The sequence below is a fragment of the Mycolicibacterium parafortuitum genome, assembly GCF_002086815.1.
GTDB classification, from domain to species: domain Bacteria; phylum Actinomycetota; class Actinomycetes; order Mycobacteriales; family Mycobacteriaceae; genus Mycobacterium; species Mycobacterium parafortuitum.
In genome coordinates this window covers 1-22,985 of the sequence record NZ_MVID01000043.1, presented here as the reverse complement: position 1 = coordinate 22,985, position 22,985 = coordinate 1, and the positions used below count along the sequence as shown (strand labels likewise).

The window sequence follows — 22,985 nt, the reverse complement described above, 5'->3', positions numbered from 1 at the left end:
ACCTGCATCCTCGTTTCCAAGGTCAGGAGCCTCCAGGATTTCCAGGGCGTTTCAGTCCCGGCGGCCTGTGCGCTGGCCGCCGCCGGGACCGCGTTGCGCGATCGTACCGAACTGCCGATCCACGACCGGGAGACCGATGTCATCGTGGGCATCGTCGGCCTGGTATTCGCCTACTCGATCCAGGCGGTTCTACTTGTGCGCTACTCCTGGTTCTTCCACCTGCTGCGGCTGGACCTCGTGGCACTGTGGTTCTTTGCGCTCAGTTCGGCGGTCGTGTTGTTCGGCGTGCGTCCGATCTACCGCTTCCGGTGGGCGTGGCTGCTCGGCGCGACCATGTTTGTGCTGCCGTACCACATTTCAGTCGTGCTGCTCGGCGGAACTCGTACCGCGGCCGGCCTGGTCACTGTCGGCATCGCCGCAGTGGCCACGGGTATCGCCGTCGGACGCACCACGCGCCGAGTGATCTTCGGGGCGATAGCGGCAGCCGTCGTCGGCGGACTGTTCCTTGCAGGCATGGCCCACTGGGCGCCGTCGGCTCCACTGTTCGCTTTCCAAGCCGTCCCAGCTTTGACGGCGACCATCGTGGTGGTTGGTGCTCTGCTGTTGCGAACCTTACGGGCCGGGTCCTTTGAGATGCTCGAGCGCACCGTTGAACCGCTGGCCGCCAACCAGGTGTGGTCGAGCCTGCCCGTCGTCGCGGTCGTGGCCGCAGCACTGGCTGTCGCACCGGTCCCGGTGGACGGACCCGTTCCCCACGCCCGCCTCGACGACATCCCGTTCGGGAAGCCCTTGGCCGCGCCGGCCGGGTGGCACCTCACCGACACACAAAGGTATCCCTGGGTGAGCAAGGTCTACGGTGAGGGCGCGGTGCTGGTCCGACAGAAGTTCGTCGCCAATACCGGAAACCCCGCCTGGGACAAGCTGTCCCGGCCGCGGGCCATCGTCGTCGACAGCGTCAGCAGCTCACGTCCGTTCTCCTTCACCACATACCCGCCGCGGGTGCTGTACCGGGGTGCGCAGATCAGGCTGAGCGATCAGATCAGGCTGAACGATAAGGACCGCGTCCCCCTCGGCGGCGGCGTGGTCGCCGTGCTGGTCAACGTCATCGACGATGACATCCTGATCTCCTGGGATGCACTGCACTTCACATGGGGCAACCGCGAGTTCGCGCAGCAGGTCACTGTCTTCACCAGTGACAATCACGAACCGGATGCGCCGTTCCCTTCTCCCACCGGCGCCCTGCTACCGACACTCGACACCCTGGTCACCGTTCTGCTGCGCGGCAACGCCGCGGTCACGAACGACGCACCGGCGTTCAAGGATGTCGACATGTTGGCCGAGTTCGGCCACGGCCTGGTCGCCGCACAGCTACCGACCGAGAGTGCACACCAGTGAGTACCGAAGCGGTGCCCGACCCTGCGGACACAGTCGCTTTTGAGCAGTACGCGCTGTCGCGGGCAATCAACGGTCTGCGCGATGACGACCCGATGCGCTCAGCCTCGGTCCCGGTGCTGGGTTGGCAACGGTGGGCGCTGTGGGCCACCCTGTTCGCGCTCGTCATCTTCGCCGCCTGGAAACCGATGGCCACCTCGGTGGTACTGGTCGGATTATGCACCGCCACTTATGTTTTCACGATGGTCGATCGGGTCTTGCTATTTCGCGACGGCCTGGCGTCGCGGCCCATCATCGTCTCCGACGAGGAAGCCCGAGCAGTACCGGACGACCAACTGCCCATGTATACCGTCCTGGTGCCCGCCTATGATGAACCAGAGGTGGTCGCCAATCTCATCGCCGCGATGAAGAACCTGGAGTATCCCGCCGACAAGTTACAGGTGTTGCTGTTGTTGGAGGCCGACGACGCGGCCACCATTGCCGCCGCGCGGGCGACCGCGGAGTCCGAAGCCATCACCATCCTGCTGGTTCCGCCGGCAGAGCCCCGCACCAAACCGAAGGCCTGCAATTTCGGACTGTTCTACGCAACCGGCGACATCGTGACCATCTACGACGCGGAGGACCTACCGGAATCGCTGCAACTGCGCCGGGTCGCCGTCGCCTTTGACCGGCTCAGCGACGACGTAGCTTGCGTGCAGGCCGAATTGGCCTATCACAACGGCAGGCAGAACGTGCTGACCGGATGGTTCACCGCCGAGTACGCGCTCTGGTTCGGCTTCCTGCTGCCCGGTTTCATGCGGCGCAACAGCCCCATCCCCCTCGGTGGAACCTCAAATCACCTGCGCCGCAGCATACTCGACGAGATCGGCTCCTGGGACCCGTTCAATGTCACCGAGGACGCTGACCTGGGTGTGCGCATCGCCGCGTCGGGGTACCGCACTGCGATCATCGACTCGCGCACCATGGAAGAGGCAAACAGCGACCCGGTCAACTGGGTGAGGCAACGCTCGCGCTGGTACAAGGGATACCTGCAGACCTGGCTGGTACACATGCGTCAGCCACTGGCGCTGTACCGCACCATCGGACTACGCAGCCTCATCCGGTTCAACCTCGTCATGGCCGGCACACCCATCGTCACGGTACTCAACCTGATCTTCTGGCTCATCACCGTGCTGTGGTTCCTGGGCCAACCGACCCTCATCGGGGCCGTCTTTCCCTGGTTCATCTACTTTCCAGCACTCTGTGCACTGGTGCTGGGCAACTTCGCGACTCTCTACATGAATCTCATCACGCTGTGCGAGGACGACCGCCCTGACCTGCTGGGGCCGGCCCTGACAGTGCCTCTGTTCTGGCTCATGATGAGCATTGCCGCCACCAAGGGCGTGTACCAGCTGATCCGGCGGCCTTCGTACTGGGAGAAGACTTTTCACGGACTGGATACCAAGTGAGGACGCTGTCCGCACATCGGCAGGCTAAGTTCGTTCTGTTCGCGGTAGCCCTGATCACCTACACCATCGTCGGCTACTGGCTGCAGGTCCAGAACGGCTACATTCTCGGCGATTCACTGTCGCGCGTCTCGGCCGCTCAAGCCGTCCTGTTCAGCCGACAACCGCACGTAGCCGCCATCGGCTTCATCTTCACGCCGCTGACAGCGCTGCTGCAGTTGCCTGTGGTGTGGTTCAGCCCATGGTGGCCAGCGCTCACCGAATCGGCGTTCGCCGGGACGCTGATCTCCGCGCCGTTCATGGCCGGCGCCGTCGTACAGATTGCGAGTATCGGCTTCGACCGCGGACTTCCCCGGATGTTCGTGCTGATCGTGACGGCGGTCTTCGCACTGAATCCGATGATCGTGTTCTACGGCGCGAACGGGATGAGTGAGGCACCTTTTCTGTTCTTCACCGTGTGGGCTGTGCGACGGCTGATCCTGTGGATCACCGACGACGATGTGCACCATCTGGTCACCGCTGGCGGTATCGCGATGGCCATGGCGTATCTGACCCGCTACGACGCCGTGGCCTGCATCGCCGTGGCAGGGTTCATCGTTGCCATCACGACCTACCTTCGCGCACCGTCACCGCCACGGGTGCGTCGCGCCTTGCTGCGGCTGCTCATCGTCAGCGGGCCAGGGTTTCTCGCCTTCATCGGCTGGGCAGCGGCCAGCTGGCTGATCACCGGAGAAGCGTTCGCGCAGTTCACCTCCCAGTACGGAAACACAGCAATCCTGCGCCAGACCGGCGGCGGATCCACCGAAGGCCTGGCATCTGGTTTCGCGTTCGCCGCGGTGTGCATCACCGCCTTGGCTCCCACCCTGTTCCCCATCACTGGATTCGCACTGAGCCTGCGCTGGCGCCGCCCGTCCTGGACGGTATTGCTTGTTCCGACCGCGATGTACGGCGCCATTCTGGGATTCCAGGCCTTCTCCTACGCAGACGGTGCCACCTTCGGATTTCTGCGCTTCTACATCATCGCTGTCCCGTTCGCAGCGACGCTGGCGATGCTGGCTGTGCCAGAAGGAGAGGTCATCTCGTGGAAGCGGCCCGGGCGCTTCGCGCCGGCCGCGCCCCCAGTTCCCCGGACCCGCCGGCCACGCGCGGCCCACGTCGCAGTGGCGATCGCGCTCACACTGAGTCTGCCGACCACGTTGTGGGCAATGCGGTCGCCACGACACGCACCACAGGAGTACGCACTCGAGGTTCTGCTCTTCGACCTGACGCTGGACACCAGCGACCGCAGTGCCGATCAACGTCGTATCGCCGCAACGTTCTCGACCGAACGCAAGGTTGCTGACCGCATCGACGAAATGAATTTGCCGCCCAGTTCCATCCTGACCGACACCCTCTACGGCTTTGCCGTGGTCGCCGCATCGAGTAACCCCGAGACCTTTGTGGTGCCTACGGACACCGATTTCGTGAAGATTCTCAACGACCCCGTCGGCAATGGTGTGCGATATCTGTTGACGGTTCCTCACGAAGGTCGCGGCATCGCCGACGCGCTCAACCAGCGCTACCCGACCCTGTATGAAAACGGTGCCGAAGTGGCGACGTTAGAGGCTGAGATCCACAACGACGGTGACAATCAGCCGGTCTGGCGGCTCTACCGGGTCAACGACCGATGATCTCTCACCGTGATGGTCCTGCGCTGAGAGTCATGGACTGCAACTCTGATCGGGGGAAGCCGGAGCACGAACACGGGGTCGAAGACCAGCTTCGCTAACCCGCCCGCCGCCCGAACATCCGGCGGGCGGGCAGCTGCACGCCCAATTGCTTGGCGAGCCGGTAACCGGTGGTCGCCAGTTCCCGGATCTGCTCGGGTCGCATCCCGGCCTGCAACGCCTGGTCGAGCATCGCGGCCATCCTGTGCGGCGCTCCCCGCAGCGCCGCGTCCAGCGAGATGCCCGCGAGCGGGCCGTCGCCGCGCGCGTACGCCGAAAAGGCAAGCAACACCAGCGCTTCCACGCGCCACGGCTCCGGCAGGGTGCGCGAGAGCTCCGCCCACAGCGACTCGGCCGGACCCGCACCGTCACCGACCGCCAGCGCGTAGAGGGTGTCGCGCACCCGCGTGTCGGTCAACGCCCAGGCGAGCCTGCCGAGGTCGGCGTCGGTCAACGCCTCCCCCGCGTCGTTGCGTCGGGCGCAGGCCAGCGCGTGTTCGATGTCGCGGCGCGCCGCCGAGTCCGGTCGCACCCGTTCCGGCGGCCGTGCGGACCCGATGACGGTTTCCAGCAGCGCGGTGCGCGCGGGGTCTCTGGTCGCGACGACCTCCACCAGATCCTCGCGCCGGGCGTAGAGCCGGCGACCGTCCAGCACCGCGGCCAGCGCCGTCGGCGATGCCGTCGGGTCGTCGACCAGGCCCGACCGGCCGCAGCCGTCCACGCAGTACCAGCGCGCCCCGGCCGCCACCTCGGAGACGACGTGGGCCGCCGCCAGTTCGACGCCGCGGCGCGACAATTCGACGCTCAGCGTCCGGGTCAGGCCGCGGTGCTCGTCGACGCACGACGGGCAGCCCGCCCCCTCGCCGTCGACGACGACCGCGATCGCGATCTCGGCCCCCGATGCCGCGGCCAGGTCGGCGAGCTCACGGAGCCGCTGCGGCGACTGTTCGGACAGGTCGCCGCGCAGGACCGCGCCCAGCTCGCCGTCGGCGGCGGTGACCAGGACCAGTGAGGCCACCGGTATGAAGCCGAGGACGGCGGGCAGCGCCGCGATCAGCGCTCCGGGGCAGTCGAGCGAGGTGTCGGGATGATTTCCGGGGTGATGTGGTGAGGACATACCGCCAACCTCGCAACCGGTGCCGACGTCGGCGCCCCGACCGCTGCGCGGTGCCACGCAACTGGGGATGAATGCGGATCTGGGGATGGCGACGCGTACTCGCGGCCACTTCTGCGGGCGAGTCAGGCGCAGCCGTCGTCGAACGAGTCGGGCGGCGTGTCACCGGGCCCGCCGGCCTCGGCCCTCGACAGCAGCAGGTCCAGCGCCTCGCCGAACGGCGGCGAGTAGGACGTCTCGTCGACGCACCCTCCGCCGTCGAGACCGCCGACCAGACCCGACACCGTGGATCCCGAGACCCACGGTGCGCCCGAGAATCCCGCGACCACCCCGTCGCAGTGCAGCTCCGGGAATCCTTCGTACGCATCGGCTGTCGCGGCCGCGCAGGCGACGGGCCCGCCCCCGACACCGGCCGGGTATCCCGTCACGGTGAACTCATGTCCCGGCCCGGGCGCGGCACCCAGCCGGAACCCGCCGCCGACGACGGTGTCCAGCGGCTCTCCGTCGCCGCGGCTGACCCGTACGACCGCGAAGTCGGCCGCCGGATCCTGGTCGGTGACCCAGCGCGGGTCCAGGTACACAGCGTCGACGCGCCACCTGCCGGCATCGTCGGCGTCCGCCTCCTCGGTGTAACCGGGGACGAACGTGGTGTCCACGTCCTCAGCGACGCAGTGCGCGGCGGTCAGGATCACATCCGCCGACGACGCCAGCACCGCGCCGGTACACACATGCACGTCGTCGCCGATGAACAGCGCCCCGACGCGGGGATCGGGCCGGGCAGGTTGCGCCGTGGGCGGCGCAGGCGACGGTGCCACCGGTGGCGTCTGCGGACCGGCACAACCGGCAAGCACCGTCAGCAGCGTGGCGCCGGCGATCAGCCGCCGTACGGTGCGGAAGGCTCGTCGCATACATCCATCGTGCCCGCGGCCTGTTTCCGCACGGTTGCGGCGGGGAATGCCGAACCACTGCGGAATTTCACATCTCCGTACGGGCGTTCGAACACACGGGTGACACCACACGCCATCCAGCGGTGGCCGCGTCAGGGCCGTGCGCGACACTTGTGGTTCGCGGCCCGGTCGAGCACCAGATCTGGGACGCGTCGAGGCGAGGAGACAAAGATGGCAGACGAGGTTCACGATCCCGGTCAGCAGTACCAGCCGGAGCAGACCGGTATGTACGAGCTCGAGTTCCCCGGCCCGCAGCTGTCCGCCCCCGACGGCCGCGGCCCGGTCCTGATCCATGCCCTGGAGGGCTTCTCGGACGCCGGCCACGCCATCCGGCTGGCCAGCCAGCACCTCAAGGACACCCTCGACACCGAACTGGTGGCGTCGTTCGCCATCGACGAGCTGCTCGACTACCGGTCACGGCGTCCGCTGATGACGTTCAAGACCGACCACTTCACCCACTATGACGAGCCCGAGCTGAAGCTGTTCGCGCTGCGCGACACCGTCGGCACCCCGTTCCTGCTGCTGTCGGGACTGGAGCCCGACCTGCGGTGGGAGCGTTTCATCACCGCGGTGCGACTGCTCGCCGAACGCCTCGGGGTGCGCCGGGTCATCGGTCTCGGGTCGATCCCGATGGCGGTGCCCCACACCAGGCCGATGACGCTGACCGCGCATTCGAACGACAAGGAGCTCATCGCCGAGCACCAGCCGTGGATCAGCGAGGTCCAGGTACCCGGCAGCGCGTCGAATCTGCTGGAGTTCCGGATGGCGCAGCACGGCTACGAGGTGGTCGGTTTCACCGTGCACGTGCCGCACTACCTGGCGCAGACCGACTATCCCACCGCCGCCGAGACACTGCTCGTCGAGGTCGCCCGAAACGCTTCGCTGGAAATCCCGACCACCGACCTGACCACGGCAGCCGCTGCGGTGTTCGACAAGATCAACGAGCAGGTCGGCGCCAGTCCCGAGGTCGCTCAAGTGGTGGAGGCGTTGGAGCGACAGTACGATGCCTACGTTGCCGCACAGGAGAATCGCTCTCTGCTCGCGCGCGACGAGGATCTGCCCAGCGGGGAGGAGCTCGGTGCCGAATTCGAGCGATTCCTCGCCCAGCAGGCCGGCGAGAAGAAGCGCAAGGACGGGGACGACAGCCCGCGCGACGGCGTCTGACGTCCTGCGGCGAAGCGCCGGCCCGACCACGAGGCTGACGGACATGACGAGTAGCCGGGGGCGTGCGCGGTGAGCGAACGCAAACCCAATCTGCAGCCGGTGCGGGATCTCACCCCGACGCTGCAGTACCGCACCATCCACGGATACCGGCGCGCGTTCCGGATCGCCGGGTCCGGCCCGGCGATCCTGCTGATCCACGGCATCGGCGACAACTCGACGACGTGGAGCAGCGTGCAGACGCAGCTGGCACAACGGTTCACCGTGATCGCCCCAGACCTTCTCGGCCACGGCAAGTCCGACAAGCCTCGTGCCGACTATTCGGTGGCCGCGTACGCGAACGGCATGCGGGATCTGCTCAGCGTGCTGGGCATCGACAGCGTGACCGTGGTCGGGCACTCCCTCGGCGGCGGGGTCGCGATGCAGTTCGCCTACCAGTTCCCGCAGCTCGTGGAACGGCTGATCCTGGTCGGCGCCGGGGGCGTCACCAAGGACGTCAACATCGCGCTGCGGGTGGCGTCGTTGCCGTTGGGCAGTGAGGCGCTGGCGGTGTTGCGGCTGCCGATGGTGCTGCCCGCGCTGCGACTGCTCGGACGTCTCGGGGCGCCGGTGCTGGGCTCGTCGGGAGTGAGCCGCGATATCCCGGACATGCTGCGCATCCTCGCCGACCTGCCCGAGCCGACGGCGTCGTCGGCGTTCGCCCGCACGCTGCGCGCGGTGGTCGACTGGCGCGGCCAGGTGGTGACGATGCTGGACCGGTGTTATCTCACCCAGTCGGTGCCGGTGCAATTGATCTGGGGCAGCCACGATTCGGTGATCCCGATGAGCCACGCGGAGATGGCGCACGCCGCGATGCCCGGATCCCAGCTGGAGATCTTCGAGGGTTCGGGCCATTTCCCGTTCCACGACGACCCGGACCGCTTCGTCGAGCTCGTCGAGAAATTCATCGACTCCACCGAGCCCGCCGCCTATGACCAGGACTTCCTGCGTGACCTGCTGCGCACCGGCATCAGCGAGAACACGATCACCGGCGACGTCGACACCCGCGTCGCGGTGCTGGACGCGATGGGTTCGGACGAACGCAGCGCAACCTGACCAGGACGAACGTCCGGCCACGTAGCATCTGGCGCATGGCCATCGATGTGACGGTGCTTCGCGTATTCACTGACCAGGACGGCACATTCGGCAACCCGCTGGGCGTGGTGGACGCGGCCGCCGTCGATCCGCGGGACCGGCAACGCATCGCCACCGACCTGGGCTACAGCGAAACCATCTTCATCACCTTGCCCAGGGAGGGCATGCACAGCGCCCAGGCGCACATCCACACCCCGACCACGGAACTTCCGTTCGCCGGACATCCGACGGTCGGGGCGGGGTGGTGGCTCAGGGACCGCGGGATGCCGATCAAGACGCTGCAGGTGCCGGCCGGCATCGTGCAGGTCACCTACCGCGACGAGGTGACCTCGGTCAGCGCCCGCGCCGACTGGGCACCCGCGTTCTCGATCCACGACGTCGCCACCGTCGACGAGCTCGCCGCCGCCGATCCCGACGACTATGACGACGACGGGGCCGAGCATTACCTGTGGACCTGGCTGGACAAGGAGGCCGGCACGATCCGGTCCCGGATGTTCGCACCGAGCCTGGGAATCCGCGAGGACGAGGCGACCGGGGCGGCGGCGGTACGCATCACCGAATACCTCAGTCAGGACCTGACCATCGTGCAGGGAAAGGGTTCGATCATCGAGACGACCTGGACCCCGGAGGGTTGGGTGCAGGTCGCGGGCCGCGTCGTCGACGACGGCGTGCGGCAGATCGACTGACCCGCTCAGTTCTGGGCGGATACCTCGCGGTGCGCGCGCAGCGCCTGGATCTCACGCTCGAAGTCCTCGGCCGAGGAGAATGAGCGGTACACCGAAGCGAATCGTAGGTAGGCGACCTCGTCGAGATCGCGCAGCGGCCCGAGGATGGCCAGCCCCACTTCATGGGCCGGCACTTCCGGGGATCCGGTGGCACGCACCGCATCCTCGACCTGCTGGGCGAGCAGATTGAGCGCGTCGTCGTCGACCTGGCGTCCCTGGCATGCGCGGCGCACCCCGCGGATCACCTTCTCGCGGCTGAACGGTTCGGTCACGCCGCTGCGCTTGACCACCGCGAGCACCGCGGTCTCCACCGTGGTGAACCTGCGACCGCACTCCGGGCAGGACCGGCGCCGGCGGATGGCCTGCCCCTCATCGGTTTCGCGGGAGTCGACGACCCGGGAATCCGGGTGACGGCAGAACGGACAGTGCATCACCGCTCCTTCCCCACGCCGACAGACAACCGTCTCGAACGTCTTCGAGCGTACCTGCGTCGCCCGCGGGCGGCCGACAGCCGGACCCGATAACGCGTACCTCATCGGCGACATCCTCGAAGTGGTTGGGCAGCAGATTCTTTGGTTCCTCGACCGAGGGCAGCTCAGGCCACGGGTGCGATCAGCGTCTGGCCAGCGTCCAGCGCCGCCGTCTCCAGCTGGTTCAGTTCCCTTATCCGCGAGACGACCTCGGCGACCGGAGCATCGGGCGCCACCCGTCGCGCGACGTGCTGCAGCGACTCACCGCTCTGCACCTGGACGACGGCGAGCCGGCCCGGCATCTCCGTCTCCCCTGCCGCGGCTCCGCCGACCTGCGCGATCAGCCCGAGCCACAGCGTGATCGCTCCGGCGACCAGCGCCAGCGCGACGGTGGTCAGCGGGGTGATCGGGCGACGCCGGTGCGGGGCCCGAGACACCAGGACCCCGGTTCCGCGATGGCGCACCGCCGCGCCGGCCGGGCGTCGGGAGGCCGGACGCCGCGATGCCCGTGCCGGGCGGATCTGCCCGCCCGCGATCTGCAGCGGCGCGCGCTCGAACTCGTTCCAGATTTCGCGATCGTCGAGAATGGTCATGGCGTTGCCTTTCACTCCGGGTCATTCGCTCTTGTGTTCGAACTTTACTCGATCAGGTGTTCGATGAATAGAACATGTGATCGAACTGTTGCGAACGCTAGCGGCAGCCACCGACAAGTCCGGGTCGAGTTCGCATGCGCCCCGCCGAGGCCCGACACGCCTCGAACACATGTTTGATTAATCGTTCCCACCGGGTTACATTCGGGCACATGAGCGACGACAGCAGTGACAGCACCGAAGGCCCCGGCGCTGGCCGCGGCCGTGATTCCGGCCTGACGGAGCGTCAGCGCACCATCCTCGACGTGATCCGCGCCTCGGTGACCCAGCGCGGCTATCCGCCGAGCATCCGAGAGATCGGCGACGCGGTCGGCCTGACATCGACCTCATCGGTCGCACACCAGCTGCGCACCCTGGAACGCAAGGGCTACCTGCGGCGCGACGCCAACCGGCCGCGTGCGGTCGACGTGCGCGGCTCCGACGAGCAGGTGACACCGATCGTGGCCACCGACGTCGCCGGGTCCGACGCACTGCCGGAGCCGACGTTCGTCCCGGTCCTGGGACGGATCGCCGCCGGCGGCCCGATCCTGGCCGAAGAGGCAGTCGAGGACGTGTTCCCGCTGCCGCGCGAACTGGTCGGCGAGGGTTCGCTGTTCCTGCTCAAGGTCGTCGGCGAATCGATGGTCGACGCGGCGATCTGCGACGGCGACTGGGTGGTCGTCCGCCAGCAGAGCGTCGCTGACAACGGCGACATCGTCGCGGCGATGATCGACGGTGAAGCCACCGTGAAGACCTTCAAGCGCACCAAGGGTCAGGTCTGGCTGATGCCGCACAACCCGGCGTTCGACCCGATCCCCGGAAACGACGCCCAGGTGCTGGGCAAGGTCGTCACCGTGATCCGCAAGATCTGAGACCGGGCGTCACTCGCCCCGGACGAACCCGTTCGTGATCGCGATCTCCTCGGTGGCGAACCACAATTCGACCGGCGCCTCGTCGTAGTCGGCGCTGTCCGGGGTCCAGAACAGGCCGGTCTTGGTGTCAGCCTTGACGGGATACCCCTCGGGCACCTCGTTCGGATCGTCGAACGGCATGTGCAACGCGGTGCCCAGCGGCGTCGGTTCGTCGATGTCGATGCGCGCGTGGCGACCGGTGTCGGTCACCGCGTTGCGCGGTGCCACGATCGGCTCTCGGTCGGCATCTGCATCGATATCGGTGCCGATATCGGCATCGGCGTCGGCGAACGGGGCGCCCTGTTCTGACGGTGCGTCCTCGAACGTTTCGACGTCGATGTAGGAGACCTCCTCGGCGTAGACCGCGTCATCGCTGAACTCGGCGTCACCCGAGAACTCGCCATCGCTGAACTCGGCATCGCTGAACTCGCCATCGCCGGACACGCCGGGCACGTCGGGGGCCGTCAGCACGCGGGTCGGCGCCGTGTCCACCGCATCGGGATCGGCATCAGGATCCTCAGCGCCTTCGTACGGCTGGACGCCGCCCTGCTCGATGTCGTCCTGCTCGAGGCCGTCACCGTCGGCCGACTCGGCCTCGCTGCGCGCCGGCGTACCCCAGAAGCTCAACGGCTCGGGCGTGAAGTCCTCGGCAGGCAAGGACGCCGACGACGACGAGGCGGCGCTCAACGATCCCAGACCCTCACGGGCGTACCGGTCGCCGAACAACGCATCCTCGGAACCGTCGCCGCCGCCACGTGCGGTGTCGCCCGCGGGGGCTGGCTCGTCGTCGCGCCCCGGACCGCCGGACGTGTCGTCGTCGCCGGGGCGAGACCGCTTGTGCGACAGCGCGAGCCCGACCAGGCCGGCCAACAGCACCAGCGGCACGATCGCCAGCAGCCACCACCGCTTCCATTTGCTGCCCGCGTTCTCGGAGTTCTCCGAGGCCTGCGGCGACGGCAGGGCCGCGGCGGGCGTCTCGGCGCCGGACACCTCCAGATCGCTGAGCTGTGAGGCCAGCGCGGCGGGTTCGGTGCTGAACTTCCTGCTGGAGGTGTCCCAGGAGATGACGCCGCCGCTGAAGCGCTGCGAGATCACGTTGCCGCTCTCGTCCTGATCGGCGACCGGGGCGCCGAGTTCGCCGGTAGCGCCGCCGAGCTTCTCCCATGCCGCGTTCATCGGTCCGCGCACGATGAACGCACCGTGGTCCGGGGTCCAGAAGATCACCGGCTTGTCGGGTGCGGCGAACTCGCTCTTGCGGCTCGATGGCGCGAGTCCGCCGTCCTCCTCCCCGGTGACCGGGAAGCCGAGATCGCCCTCGGGACCGCCGACGCTCTCGTACTTCGCGAGCACCTGACCGGTCACCACGTTGGCGCCCGTGTCCGGGCTGTAGAAGATGGCTCCGTTGGCGAAGTCCTGGCCCATGCCGTCGTCGCCGATCTCGTACGGCTCGCCCTCGGCGGCGCCCAGCGGGCCCAGCGGCCCGCCCGCGGCGCGGCGTGCGGCGTTGATCGCGGCGATCGGATCGTCGGGGATCGTCAGGTCCCCCAACTGGCCGGCGAGCTCCGGCGGCACCGTGGTGAATGTCTTGGCGCGCGAGTCGTAGGAGATCTCGCCGTTGGTGAACTTCTGGGTCACGACGGCGCCGTTGTACGTCTCGTCCTCGGCGGGCACCCCGAGCGCGCCCGCGGAGCCGCCCAGCTTGTCCCATGCCGCGTTGATGGCACCGCGGACCACCCTGGCCCCGGTCGCCGGGGTCCAGAAGATCACCGGGTTGTCCGGCGCCGAGAACGTGCTGTTGCGGCTGTCGGGCGCGCGGCCGGGGCCCTCGTCGATCTTCGGGAAGCCCAGATCACCGTCGGCCGGCCCGCCCAGCGATTCGTACTTGTCCAGGATCGCGCCCTGCATGAAGTGAGCGCCGGTGGCGGGGGTGAAGAACATCTTGCCGCCGGCGAAGTTCTGCGCGAAGCCCTCGCCGGCCGGGTACACGTCACCGTTTCGGGGACCGAGTGGTCCGGTGTCCCCGCCGCTGGCCTCCCAGGCGGCGGTGATGGAGTTGTTGGCGTCGACCTCGGGTTGGGCCACCGCGGCGGGTGCCAGCAGCAGCGCCGTGGCCACCCCCAACAACCCGACGGTCAACCGACCGACCACACGTAGGCGCAGCTTGGGCTGCCGGATCATTCATCCTCCCCGCGGTCGGTGACAGGTCCTTCGTTCCTCGTGCAAGTTTTCTTGCAAAAGGCTGAGAAAAGCTACCGCGTCCGTTCACTTTGCGTCAGTTGACGTCGATAACCAAGTCACCTCGCCGAACTGATCACAAAAGAAAGTGCCCGGACACCGTCCGTAGACTCGACCGCGTGGCGCCCTCGCAGACCAGCCTGACGCACTGGGGCGCGTTCACCGCGACAGTCCGCGCAGGCGACATCGCCTCCGTTCGACCCTGGGCCGGCGACGCCGATCCGTCACCGGCACTGGCGAACCTGCCCGGTTCTGTCCGGCACCGGTCGCGAATCACCACCCCCGCGGTGCGCCGCGGTTGGCTCGACGACGGTCCCGGCCCCACCACGCGGCGCGGCGCGGACGAATTCGTCGCGGTGACGTGGGACGAACTGGTCTCGCTGCTGGGCGACGAACTGCGCCGCGTCGCCCACGACCATGGCAACGAGGCGATCTACGGCGGCTCCTACGGGTGGTCGAGCGCCGGCCGGCTCCACCACGCCCAGAGCCAGGTGCACCGGTTTTTGAACTGCATTGGCGGCTACACCTATTCGCGACACTCGTACAGCCTCGGCGCCACCGGGGTGATCATGCCGCGCGTCGTCGGCACCCACGACGATCTGTTCAAGCGGTCCACCCAGTGGGACGTGATCGTCGAAAACACCGATCTGCTGGTGTGTTTCGGCGGCCTGGCGCTGAAGAACACCGCGGTCAACGACGGCGGCACCACGGCCCACCCAGCCCGCCACGCGCTGAACAGGTTTCGGGACCGGGGCGGTCGCATCGTGTCGTTCTCACCGTTGCGCGACGACGTCGAAGGCCCGTGCGACTGGTACGCCCCGGTGCCGGGCACCGATGTGGCGATCATGTTGGCGCTGGCCCACGTCCTGGCCACCGAGGATCTGGCCGACCGGCGGTTCCTGGCCACGTACTGCACCGGATACGACCGCTTCGAGCGCTATCTCCTCGGCCTGGACGACGGCACACCGAAATCCCCGCAGTGGGCCGCGTCGTTGTGCGGGCTCACCGCCGAGGAGCTGACGGCGCTGGCGCGGAGGATGGCCGCGGGCCGGACCCTGGTGACGGTGAGTTGGTCGCTGCAGCGGACCCGCCACGGCGAACAGGCGCCATGGATGGCGATGACGTTGGCCGCGATGCTCGGGCAGATCGGCTTGCCCGGTGGCGGGTTCGGGCACGGCTACGGCTCGATGAACGAAGCGGGGCTGGCCCCGATCCGGTGCGCACTCCCCCGGCTGCCGCAGGGCATCAACCCGGTGTCGACGTTCATCCCGGTCGCGGCGGTCAGCGACATGCTGCTGCATCCGGGGGAACCGTTCGACTACAACGGCCTTCGGCTCACCTACCCGGACATCCGGTTGGTGTACTGGGCCGGCGGTAACCCATTCCACCACCACCAGAACCTGCCCCGGCTGCGACGGGCGCTGTGCCGTCCCGACACCGTGGTGGTGCACGACCCGTACTGGACGGCGATGGCCAAGCACGCCGACATCGTTGTGCCGTCGACGACGTTCGCCGAGCGCGACGATTTGTCCGGATCACGCAACGACCCGCTGCTGATGGCGATGCCGCGGTTGACCGAACCGTATGCGCAGGCGCGCGACGACTACGACACCTTCACCGCACTGGCCCGCCACCTCGGGGTCGAGGATGTCTTCACCGAGGGCCGTACGTCCTGGCAGTGGTTACGCCACATCTACGAGAAGTGGATGGCCACACTCGATTTCGAGGTGCCGACGTTCGACGAGTTCTGGGCGGCGGGACAGGTTCGACTGCCCACCGACGACGGGCTGACGCTGCTGGCCGACTTCCGCGCCGACCCGGCGGCACATCGGCTCGCCACACCGAGCGGCAAGATCGAGATCTTCTCTGCCGAGATCGACGGCTTCGGATACGACGACTGCAGGGGCCATCCGAGGTGGTTCGAGCCCACCGAGTGGCTGGGCGGCCGGCGCGCGGCGGACTATCCGCTGCACCTGGTGGCCAACCAGCCGGCGAACCGGCTGCACAGCCAACTCGACGGCGGGGCCGCCAGCCAGAGCTCGAAAGTCGCTGGGCGCGAGCCGATCCGGATGAACCCACACGACGCGCACGAGCGCGGCGTGACCGCGGGCGATGTGGTCCGGGTGTACAACGACCGCGGCGCCTGCCTGGCGGGCGTGGTCCTCGACGACGGCGTGCGCCGCCGCGTGGTGCAGTTGTCCACCGGGGCGTGGTTCGATCCCGCCGATCCCGCGGACCTGGATTCGATGTGCGTGCACGGCAATCCGAACGTGCTCACCGACGACGTCGGGACGTCGTCACTGGCCCACGGCTGCACCGGCGCCCATGTGCTGGTGCAGGTCGAGAAGTACACCGCGGAACCGCCCGCGGTGCGGGCGCATCAGCCTCCGGTGCTGGCGCCGCGCTGAGCCTGCGCACCCTGGCGCGGCCGACGGCGCCGGGGACCACGCGACGTGCGGTCCTGGTGTCCGCCACGAGGAGCGCGGTGGTGGTCGGGACGCTTCGCGGCCGGCTTGGCCGCGGGCGCGACCGTCGGGGCCGGGGCGCGCAGCGGCGCGATCTCGCCGACGAGCGCGACCACTTCCGGGGAGTCGGAGCGGACGTCGCGAGGACGAACCGAGATCCCGGCCTTACGGAGCAGGGCCTGGGTGTCCCGGCGCTGTTCGGGCAGCACGACGGTGACGACGTCGCCGTCGCTGCCGGCGCGGGCGGTCCGGCCGGACCGGTGCAGGTAGGCCTTGTGTTCCATCGGCGGGTCGACGTGCACGACCAGCTCGACGTTGTCGACATGCACGCCGCGTGCGGCGATGTCGGTGGCGACCAGCACCCGGGCCTCGCCGCTGGAGAACGCCGCGAGGTTGCGCTCACGGGCCGGCTGGGACAGGTTGCCGTGCAGATCCACCGACGGCACACCGGCCTCGGTGAGCTGCTTGGCGAGCTTGCGTGCCTGATGTTTGGTGCGCATGAACAGGATCCGGCGCCCGGTGCCCGATGCGAGCCGGTGCACGAGATCCTTCTTCTCCTGGACGCCACCGACGTGGAACACATGGTGGGTCATCTGCGCGGGCGCCTCGGCGGCCTCGTTGACCGAGTGCAGCACCGGGTTGTTCAGGAATCGCCGCACCAGCTTGTCCACCCCGTTGTCCAGGGTGGCCGAGAACAGCAGCCGCTGGCCGCCGTTCGGCGTCGCGGCCAGGATGCGGGTGACGCCGGGCAGGAAGCCGAGATCGGCCATGTGGTCGGCCTCGTCGAGCACGGTGACCGTGACGTTGTCGAGGCTGATCACCTTCTGCTGCATCAGATCTTCGAGGCGGCCCGGGCACGCGACGACGATGTCGACGCCGGCGCGCAGCGCGGAGACCTGCCGGCCCTGGGAGACACCGCCGTAGATGGTGGTGACACGCAGACCTGCCGCTGCCGCAAGGGGTTCCAGCGTCGCGGTGATCTGGGTGGCCAGCTCGCGGGTCGGCGCGAGCACCAGGCCGGTGGGCCGTGATGCCTGCCGGCGGCCCCCGGACAGGGTGGCCACCAGCGGGAGGGAGAACGCGAGAGTCTTTCCGCTGCCGGTCTTTCCGCGGCCGAGCACGTCACGCCCGGACAGCGAGTCGGGCAGCGTGGCCTCTTGGATCGGGAACGGTGCGGCGATGCCCTGCGCGGTCAGTGCGCGCACCAACGGTGCGGGCACGCCGAGGTCGGCGAAGGTCTTCGTGTTCGTGGGTGCCTGCATGGCGGTTTCGGTGGAGATGATGGATTCCTGTCTTTTCACGGTCTTGTCGGGCAGCGTGTGCCCGGCAGCCGCGACGGAAGTCCGTCCAGCGGAAGTGCGCACACATTGGTGGCGATGGCGCCACACAAGAGCTGTTGGGTGTGTCGGCGGGTCTGAATGCGGGACCTACGTTGGCCGTCCACGGCCGACATCGCATCCGACTCTACCGGACCGGGGTCCGAACGTCGCATTCACCCTGTTCAGAATGTCGCGAACTCGGCCAGACCGGCCGCCAGCGCGATCGGCACCCGCGCTTTGATCCGGGTGCCCGCCTCCAGGTGCTCGACCGCGTCGACCCGGCCCTCGGCGTGCACACGGTTCACCAGATCGCCTCTGCTGTACGGGATAGTGACGTCGATCACCGCGTCGCGCGGGGCGATCATCTCGGCCAACCGGGCCTGCAACCGGTCGAGACCCTCGCCGGTGTGCGCCGAGACGAACACCGCATCCGGCAACGCCCGCCGCAGCTGGGCCACCGCGAGATCGTCGGCGGCGTCGATCTTGTTGACCACCAACAACTCCGGCGGCAACGGCGCATCGGAATCGGTGGCCACCTCGCGCAGCACGGTGCGTACCGCGTTGATCTGGGCGAGCGGGTTGGCGTCGGCGCCGTCGACGACGTGCAGCAGCAGTTCGGCGTCGACGACCTCTTCCAGTGTCGAGCGGAACGCCTCGACGAGCTGAGTGGGCAGATGCCGCACGAATCCGACGGTGTCGGTGAGCACGAACTCCCGCCCGTCGGCGAGTTCGCCACGGCGCGTGGTGGGTTCGAGGGTGGCGAACAATGCGTTCTCCACCAGTACACCGGCGCCGGTGAGCGCGTTGAGCAGACTGGACTTGCCGGCGTTGGTGTAACCGACGATCGCGACGGACGGCACGTCACTGGCGAGCCTGCGGCTGCGCTGGGTGTCGCGGACCTGCTTCATGTCACGAATCTCGCGGCGCAGCTTCGACATCCGCTCACGGATCCGGCGCCGGTCGGTTTCGATCTTCGTCTCACCGGGTCCGCGGGTACCCACGCCGCCGCCCGCACCACCGGCGCGGCCGCCTGCCTGACGCGACATCGACTCACCCCAGCCGCGCAGCCTCGGCAGCATGTACTCCATCTGGGCGAGCGACACCTGCGCCTTGCCCTCGCGGCTGGTGGCGTGCTGGGCGAAGATGTCGAGGATCAGTGCGGTGCGGTCGATGACCTTGACCTTGACGACCTTCTCCAGCGCGTTGAGCTGGGCGGGGCTCAGTTCACCGTCGCAGATCACGGTGTCGGCGCCGGTGGCGAGCACGATCTCGCGCAGTTCCACGGCCTTGCCGGAACCGATGTAGGTCGACGGGTCGGGTTTGTCGCGGCGCTGGATCAGCCCTTCGAGCACCTCGGAGCCGGCGGTCTCGGCCAGGGCGGCCAGTTCTGCGAGGCTTTCGTCGGCGTCGGCGGCGGTACCGTCGGTCCAGACGCCGACCAGCACCACGCGCTCGAGGCGCAGCTGGCGGTATTCGACCTCGGAGACGTCGTCGAGTTCGGTGGACAGCCCGGCGACGCGGCGCAGCGCGGTACGGTCTTCCAGCGCCAGCTCGCCGACGCTGGGAATGTTGTCGGGGATTTCGGGATGGGTCATAGGCGAATCAAGATTCGCACGAACATCACTTCTCATGCACCCCGATTAACGCGGCGGCCATCACGACCATTCCCGTCACGTCTGCGCCGCCCACCACCGGTCGGCGAGTTCACCGTGGGCCACCAGCACCGACGGGCCGCGCAGATAGCTGTTGGCGTCGGTGATCGTGACGGTGACCTCACCGCCGGGGATGCGCACCTGCAGCGTGCCGGTCTGCACGCCCTCGTGCGCCAGCGCCGCGACGGCGGCGGCCACCGTGCCGGTGCCGCAGGACCTGGTCTCGCCGACACCGCGCTCGTGCACCCGCATCGAGACCGCGCCGTCGCGAGGGGCGGTGAGCACCTCCACGTTGACCCCGTCCGGGAACTGCGCGGCATCGAAGCTCACCGGCGCCGCGACGTCGAGCGCGGTCAGCTCGCCGGCGGTCATGGTGGCGTCGACGCACGCCAGGTGCGGGTTTCCGACGTCGACCGCGAGCCCGGTGAACGTCCGGCCGCCGACGGTCGCAGCGCCGGCGCCGTGCTGGTTCGCCTTGCCCATCTCGACGGTGACCTCGGCCGTGATGTCGTCGGCCGAGTGCAGCACGACCGGCCGCGGACCGGCCAGGGAGCCGACGACGAACTCGCTGCGCTGCTCCAGACCGCTGGCGCGCAGGTAGTGCGCGAACACCCGCACCCCGTTGCCGCACATCTCGGCGACCGAGCCGTCGGCGTTGCGGTAGTCCATGAACCAGTCGTCGGCGGCGACGCCGTCGGGCAGCCGCTCGAACACGCCCTCGGCCAGCGCGGCGCCCGCGGTGGTGACCCGCAGCAGCCCGTCGGCGCCGAGCCCGCGCCTGCGGTCGCACAGCGCGGCGACCGCACCGGGGGTCAGCGTCAGCGCTGCGGACAGATCGGGCAGCACCACGAAGTCGTTCTGCGTGCCGTGCCCTTTGGCGAACTCCACCTGGTCAGGATACGGCGCGCCAGATGCGCAGGACGTCGTCGACCTTGCGGGCCGACCCGCCGTCGAGCCAGTGGATGCGGTGATCGCGGCGGAACCAGGACCGCTGCCTGCGCACGTAGCGGCGGGTTCCGATGAAGGTGGGTTCGCGGGCGGCGCTGCCGTCGCCACCGGCGTCCAGGTCGGCCAGTACCTGCGCGTAGCCGAGCGCGCGCGCCGCGGTGACGCCGTCGCGCAGCCCGCACCCGATCAGCGTCTGCACCTCCTCGACGAGGCCGCGCTCGAACATCAGGTCGGTGCGGCGCTGCAGTCGTTCGTCGAGAACCGCGGTGTCCCAGTCCAGTCCGATGATCGCAGTGCCCCAGCGCGGCGCCCCGATGGTGGGCGCCGACGCGGCGAACGGCCGGCCCGTGAGCTCCACGACCTCCAGCGCGCGCACGATGCGGCGGCCGTCGGTCGGCAGGATCGACGCCGCGGCGGCCGGGTCGACCGCCGCGAGCTCACGATGCAGCGCGGCGACCCCGACCTCGGCGAGGCGCTCTTCCCAGCGTGCCCGCACCGCCGGGTCGGTGGCCGGAAAGGACCACTGATCCAGCAGCGACTGCACATAGAGCATGGAACCGCCGACCACGACCGGCAGCGCGCCGCGCGCGGCGATGGCCTCGACGTCGGCGGCGGCGGCCTGCTGGTAGCGGGCCACGGTCGCGGTCTCGGTGACCTCGAGAACGTCGAGCTGGTGATGCGGCACGCCGTGTCGTTCGTGCACCGCGAGCTTCGCGGTGCCGATGTCCATACCGCGGTAGAGCTGCATCGCGTCGGCGTTGACCACCTCGACCGCCAGATCACCGGCAAGCGCATCGGCCACCGCCAGCGCCAGATCCGACTTGCCGGTGCCGGTCGGACCGACGATCGCCAGCGGACGCACCGCGGTCATGGCGTCCAGACGCCGACGAAGTAGCCGACGCCGTACGGGGCACCGCGGTAGAGCTCCTCGGCCCCCTGCGGCCGCGATCCGGTGAGCCCGGCCAGCACCTGGTAGGCGGGCCGCCCGAGGACACTGTCGGGCAGCTGGGTCAGCGCCGCCGGGTCGCCGGCGGCCAGCGCGTCGTCGAGCGCGGCCTGGACGGCCGGGGAGCGTTCGTCGTAGCCCCCGGGCGCGGCCGGGGTCAGCGTGTTGGCCCCGTCGGCGACGATCAGCACACCGACCGCGTCGGCGTCGGCGTCCAGCCGCTCACGCAGCGCCTTGCCGTGGTCGACCGCGGCGGCCGACGGCAGGTCGCCACGCAAGGTGTGCACCTCGACCGTCGCATCCGGGCGTGCCTGCCCGCGCAGCCAGCCGGCGATCAGCGCGCACAGCGGCAGCGCGATCGGGTCCGCGCCCGCGGCCTGCGGGGACAGCGCGACCCGGACGTCGACGCCGTAGCCGCCGAACGTTCCGGCCGCCGCCGGACCGTAGACGCCGTCGTCCTGCGCGACACCGACGGCGATCCACCGAGACGGCAGCCCGGCGGCCGCGGCGATCGCGGCGGACCGCGCATCCTCGGTCTCACCGGCCGCCGACGAGGCCAGTTCCGGGACGAGCAGTGGTGCCGACGGAACGATCGCAATGGCGCTCAGCACGGTCACCAACTAATCACACGGTCGTCGGGTCGTGGCTGCTCGCCTCGCCGCGGGCCAGGGCCGCGGTGGCCACCACCATCACGATCACCGCGACGACCAGGGTGACCCAACCGGTCTCCCCCGGATTGAGCGTCTCCCCCAGCACGACGACGCCGAGGATGCAGCCGACCATCGGTTCGACCACGGTCATCGTCGGCAGCGACGCGGTCAGCGCACCGGCCCGGAACGCGGCCTGCTGGGTGGAGGTGCCCAGCACCGCGACGATCACCCACGCGTACACCTCCGGGGTGCGGGCCAGCTCCAGTACGCCGGCGAGACTGGTCACGTCGAGCCGGTGCACCACGCCCTTGGTCAGCACTGCGAACACGCCCCACAGCGCGCCCGAGACGATGCCCATCGACACCGCGGCGGCGGGGCCCGACCACCGGCGCGCACCCCACAGGCACAGCGCCAGGATCGGGCCGAGCACGCACGCGACCCCGGCCCAGGTCTCCAGTGAGGCCCGCGAGGACCCCTCGGTGGGGTTGCCGACGGTGACGATCACAGCGACCGACGAGGCCAGCAGCACCGCCCACACCCATTCCCACCGGGTCACGCGTCGGTGTTCGAGCCGCGCGTGGATCGGCAGCGCGAACAGCAGGGACGTCACCAGCAGTGCCTGGACCAGCAGCACCGAACCGAACCCCAGCGCCGCCGCCTGGAAGACGAATCCGCCCGCGGCGATCCCGCTGCCCAGCCACCATGTGCGGTCCTTGAGCAGGCGCAGGAACAGCGCGAGGTGACCGACCGGTTCGTCGGTCACCTCGTGCGCCGTGCGCTGGTGGATCACGTCGCCGACGGCGATGAACAATGCGGCCAGCAGGGCCAGCAGTGCGGCGATGTCCGCCTGCGCCATCGGTGGTCTCCGTCCTGCGGTGGGAATTCCGGACAGAGCCTAGGAGTCTGCTGAATTAATCCGGCGTGCCGGGCGGGGTTGTCCTGGGGTTTTGGGGATGATTGGTGGGTGCAGGGTCGCTCTGATGATCAGCGTGAGTTGTTGGATGCCGAATCGGTGGCCGGGCATCTTCTGAAGTCCGAGAGCGTGTTTGCGTTCCTGGCCGTGCATCGGGGTGAGTTGTTTCCCGAGGAGATGTTCGCCGATCTGTTTCCGTCGCGGCGGGGACGCCCGAGCGTGC

The 22,985-nt window shown here is 68.9% G+C and carries 19 protein-coding genes and 1 pseudogene; 9 read left to right on the top strand and 11 right to left on the bottom strand.

The genetic code is table 11. The annotated features are described in order from the left end of the window. The 3 genes from BST38_RS29510 to BST38_RS27890 all read left to right on the top strand — a co-directional run. A partial coding sequence (locus BST38_RS29510) for a hypothetical protein (protein WP_165761672.1) occupies window positions 1-1,395 on the top strand: 1,395 nt, incomplete at its 5' end. Continuing rightward, on the top strand, window positions 1,392-2,840 hold the full coding sequence (locus tag BST38_RS27895) for a glycosyltransferase (RefSeq protein ID WP_237160949.1): 1,449 nt from the start codon (window positions 1,392-1,394) through the stop codon (window positions 2,838-2,840). The genes BST38_RS29510 and BST38_RS27895, both read left to right, overlap by 4 nt. Next, window positions 2,837-4,507 (top strand): glycosyltransferase family protein, encoded by a 1,671-nt coding sequence (locus BST38_RS27890; RefSeq protein ID WP_237160948.1) that lies wholly within the window; start codon window positions 2,837-2,839, stop codon window positions 4,505-4,507. Before BST38_RS27895 ends, BST38_RS27890 begins: the two co-directional genes overlap by 4 nt. Window positions 4,508-4,601: 94 nt before the next feature. Here the strand turns inward: BST38_RS27890 and BST38_RS27885 are convergent, their stop codons facing one another. Further along, window positions 4,602-5,660 carry a DUF4192 domain-containing protein gene (locus BST38_RS27885; RefSeq protein WP_083146776.1) on the bottom strand — a complete coding sequence of 353 codons (1,059 nt, stop codon included), beginning with the start codon at window positions 5,658-5,660 and terminating at the stop codon, window positions 4,602-4,604. Between the two features lie 122 nt (window positions 5,661-5,782). Further along, entirely contained in the window at window positions 5,783-6,565 is a 783-nt protein-coding gene (locus BST38_RS27880; RefSeq protein WP_083146775.1) for a trypsin-like serine peptidase, read from the bottom strand. 210 nt (window positions 6,566-6,775) lie between these two features. Here BST38_RS27880 and BST38_RS27875 point away from each other — a divergent pair, with 210 nt between their 5' ends. The 3 genes from BST38_RS27875 to BST38_RS27865 all read left to right on the top strand — a co-directional run bounded on the left by BST38_RS27875 (window position 6,776) and on the right by BST38_RS27865 (window position 9,585). Further along, window positions 6,776-7,768 (top strand): proteasome assembly chaperone family protein, encoded by a 993-nt coding sequence (locus BST38_RS27875; protein WP_083146774.1) that lies wholly within the window; start codon window positions 6,776-6,778, stop codon window positions 7,766-7,768. Between the two features lie 69 nt (window positions 7,769-7,837). Continuing rightward, a complete protein-coding gene (locus BST38_RS27870) occupies window positions 7,838-8,860 on the top strand; it encodes an alpha/beta fold hydrolase (protein WP_083146773.1) in 1,023 nt (340 codons plus the stop codon). A 35-nt stretch (window positions 8,861-8,895) separates the two neighbouring features. Beyond that, window positions 8,896-9,585 (top strand): PhzF family protein, encoded by a 690-nt coding sequence (locus BST38_RS27865; protein WP_083146772.1) that lies wholly within the window; start codon window positions 8,896-8,898, stop codon window positions 9,583-9,585. 5 nt (window positions 9,586-9,590) lie between these two features. On the opposite strand, the gene nrdR is transcribed toward BST38_RS27865, so the two are convergent. Next, window positions 9,591-10,055, bottom strand: a complete 465-nt coding sequence (nrdR, locus tag BST38_RS27860) for a transcriptional regulator NrdR (protein ID WP_083146771.1) — start codon at window positions 10,053-10,055, stop codon at window positions 9,591-9,593. A 164-nt stretch (window positions 10,056-10,219) separates the two neighbouring features. Then, window positions 10,220-10,687 carry a LysM peptidoglycan-binding domain-containing protein gene (locus BST38_RS27855; protein ID WP_083146780.1) on the bottom strand — a complete coding sequence of 156 codons (468 nt, stop codon included), beginning with the start codon at window positions 10,685-10,687 and terminating at the stop codon, window positions 10,220-10,222. 209 nt (window positions 10,688-10,896) lie between these two features. Between BST38_RS27855 and lexA the strand changes: the two genes are divergently transcribed. After that, window positions 10,897-11,595, top strand: coding sequence for a transcriptional repressor LexA (gene lexA / locus BST38_RS27850; protein WP_083146770.1), 699 nt, complete (start codon window positions 10,897-10,899; stop codon window positions 11,593-11,595). Between the two features lie 9 nt (window positions 11,596-11,604). Here the strand turns inward: lexA and BST38_RS27845 are convergent, their stop codons facing one another. Next, the gene (locus tag BST38_RS27845) at window positions 11,605-13,812 is read right to left on the bottom strand and encodes an LGFP repeat-containing protein (protein ID WP_083146769.1); all 2,208 of its coding nucleotides are present in this window, start codon (window positions 13,810-13,812) and stop codon (window positions 11,605-11,607) included. Window positions 13,813-13,988: 176 nt separating this feature from the next. Here BST38_RS27845 and BST38_RS27840 point away from each other — a divergent pair, with 176 nt between their 5' ends. After that, a complete protein-coding gene (locus tag BST38_RS27840) occupies window positions 13,989-16,277 on the top strand; it encodes a molybdopterin guanine dinucleotide-containing S/N-oxide reductase (RefSeq protein WP_083146768.1) in 2,289 nt (762 codons plus the stop codon). Here BST38_RS27840 and BST38_RS27835 read toward each other — a convergent pair. The 6 genes from BST38_RS27835 to BST38_RS27810 all read right to left on the bottom strand — a co-directional run bounded on the left by BST38_RS27835 (window position 16,250) and on the right by BST38_RS27810 (window position 22,705). Further along, window positions 16,250-17,596 carry a DEAD/DEAH box helicase gene (locus BST38_RS27835; RefSeq protein WP_083146779.1) on the bottom strand — a complete coding sequence of 449 codons (1,347 nt, stop codon included), beginning with the start codon at window positions 17,594-17,596 and terminating at the stop codon, window positions 16,250-16,252. The genes BST38_RS27840 and BST38_RS27835 overlap by 28 nt on opposite strands. 239 nt (window positions 17,597-17,835) lie before the next feature. Continuing rightward, entirely contained in the window at window positions 17,836-19,248 is a 1,413-nt protein-coding gene (gene hflX / locus BST38_RS27830) for a GTPase HflX (protein WP_207569371.1), read from the bottom strand. Window positions 19,249-19,323: 75 nt separating this feature from the next. Further along, the gene (gene dapF / locus BST38_RS27825; RefSeq protein ID WP_083146766.1) at window positions 19,324-20,193 is read right to left on the bottom strand and encodes a diaminopimelate epimerase; all 870 of its coding nucleotides are present in this window, start codon (window positions 20,191-20,193) and stop codon (window positions 19,324-19,326) included. 4 nt (window positions 20,194-20,197) lie between these two features. Next, entirely contained in the window at window positions 20,198-21,124 is a 927-nt protein-coding gene (gene miaA, locus BST38_RS27820) for a tRNA (adenosine(37)-N6)-dimethylallyltransferase MiaA (RefSeq protein ID WP_083146765.1), read from the bottom strand. After that, window positions 21,121-21,810 (bottom strand): class III extradiol ring-cleavage dioxygenase family protein, encoded by a 690-nt coding sequence (locus BST38_RS27815; protein WP_083146778.1) that lies wholly within the window; start codon window positions 21,808-21,810, stop codon window positions 21,121-21,123. The genes miaA and BST38_RS27815 overlap by 4 nt, the downstream gene beginning before the upstream one ends. A gap of 13 nt (window positions 21,811-21,823) precedes the next feature. Next, window positions 21,824-22,705, bottom strand: coding sequence for a DMT family transporter (locus tag BST38_RS27810; protein ID WP_083146764.1), 882 nt, complete (start codon window positions 22,703-22,705; stop codon window positions 21,824-21,826). A gap of 108 nt (window positions 22,706-22,813) precedes the next feature. Between BST38_RS27810 and BST38_RS29165 the strand changes: the two are divergent. Further along, window positions 22,814-22,985, top strand: a pseudogene (locus BST38_RS29165) (IS5/IS1182 family transposase); the annotation flags it as partial.